This is a genomic window from Variovorax sp. 20P10.2.4 (genome assembly GCF_058244205.1).
In genome coordinates this window covers 1-1,527 of the sequence record NZ_JBZAYE010001077.1, presented here as the reverse complement: position 1 = coordinate 1,527, position 1,527 = coordinate 1, and the positions used below count along the sequence as shown (strand labels likewise).

General features: G+C 70.1%; 2 protein-coding genes. One reads left to right on the top strand and one right to left on the bottom strand.

The annotated features are described in order from the left end of the window. Nucleotides 1–232, bottom strand: a 232-nt coding sequence (locus tag AC27VN_RS41225; protein ID WP_490880477.1) for a LysR family transcriptional regulator, incomplete at its 3' end; no start/stop codon positions are given. A 114-nt stretch (nt 233–346) separates the two neighbouring features. Here AC27VN_RS41225 and AC27VN_RS41220 point away from each other — a divergent pair. Beyond that, entirely contained in the window at nt 347–1,390 is a 1,044-nt protein-coding gene (locus AC27VN_RS41220; RefSeq protein WP_490880476.1) for a tripartite tricarboxylate transporter substrate binding protein, read from the top strand. Nucleotides 1,391–1,527: the final 137 nt, after the last annotated feature.

Sequence of the window (1,527 nt, the reverse complement as noted above, 5' to 3'; positions counted from 1 at the left end):
GCTCCTGCGCCTCGCTCGAGATGCGCCGCGCGCGTGCCAGCACCATCGCGCCGAAGGGCGTGAGCTCGTTGCGCTTGCCGATGCGGTCGATCAGCGGCATGCCGAGCTCCTGCTCGAGCATCTGGATGCTGCGGCTGAGCGCGGGCTGCGTGAGGTGCACCTTCTCGGAGGCGCGGCTGAAGGAGCCGGTTTCGGCGAGCGCGAGCAAATGCTCGAGTTGCTGCAGGTTCATGGCGTGCCGATCATGAGTCCAGATCATGATAAGCAGAAAAACAATGCATTGGACAGATAGAGGGGCGATTTCTAGCATCCGTCGCGTACTGCTTTCGACCCAAGGAATCGCCCCATGCACGGCTTCTCGCAACGCTTCTCCCGGCTGTCGTCCGGGCTGTCCCGCCGCCGCGGCGCCCTGGCGCTCGCCGTGGCCCTCGCCGGTCTTGCGGCCGTGGGCACCGGCGCCTGGGCGCAGCCCGCGGCCTTTCCCTCGAAGCTGGTCACCTTGATGGTGCCGTACCCGGCCGGCGCGGCCAGCGACTTCACGGCGCGCGCGCTCGCCGAGCCCGTGGCCAAGGCGCTGGGTGGGCAGGTGATCGTCGAGAACCTCGGCGGCGCGGCCGGCGCCATCGCCGCCAACAAGGTGCTCGCGGCACCGGCCGACGGCCACTCCCTGTTCCAGGGCTCGCCCAGCGAGCTGATCCTCTCGGGCATGGTCAACAGGAGCGTGCGCTACCGCCCCGAGGACTTCCAGCTGGTGGCGCCGGTCGCGATCTCGCCGCTGGTGGTGGTGGTCAACGACAAGCTGCCCGCGCGCACGCTCGACGAGCTGGTGGCGCTGGCGCGCACCCGCGGCAAGGACGCGCCGCTGAGCTACGGCTCGACCGGCCCGGGCACGCTCTACCACCTGCTGGGCGAGCTGTTCGCCAGGCGCGCCGGCGCGAACGCCACGCACGTGCCCTACAAGGGCGGCGCGCCGCTGCTGCAGGACCTGCTCGGCGGCCAGATCGACTTCGCCTTCATGCCCTACCAGGCCTTCTATGCCGACTACGCGCGCCAGGGCAAGCTGCGCGTGATCGGCGCGCTCTCGGGCGGCCGGCTGCCGGCGCCGTTCGAGGACGTGCCCTCGAGCGCGGACTCGGTGTCGATGAAGGGCTTCGACTTCAGCATCTGGACCGCCTACGCGGTGAAGAAGGGCACGCCGCAGCCGGTGGCCGAGCGGCTCAACGCCGCGATCGAGAGCGGGCTCGCCAATGCCCATGCGCGCGCGCAGCTCGAGGCGCAGGCCAAGACGATCTTCCAGCCGATGAGCCTGGAGGCGGCCGAGAAGTTCTACCGCGCGGAGATCGCGCGCTACCGCGAGCTGGTGCGCACCGTGGGCTACGAGTCGCCCTGATCGCTGCTGCTTCCTTTTTTCTTCCCCCACCCACCGAGAGAGGCCGCTCGCCGGCCCGAAGGAGACTTATGACGACCCTCGATCGAAGGGCGCCTCGTCGCGCCCTGCCGCTGGCCCTGGCCGCGATCCTGTGCACC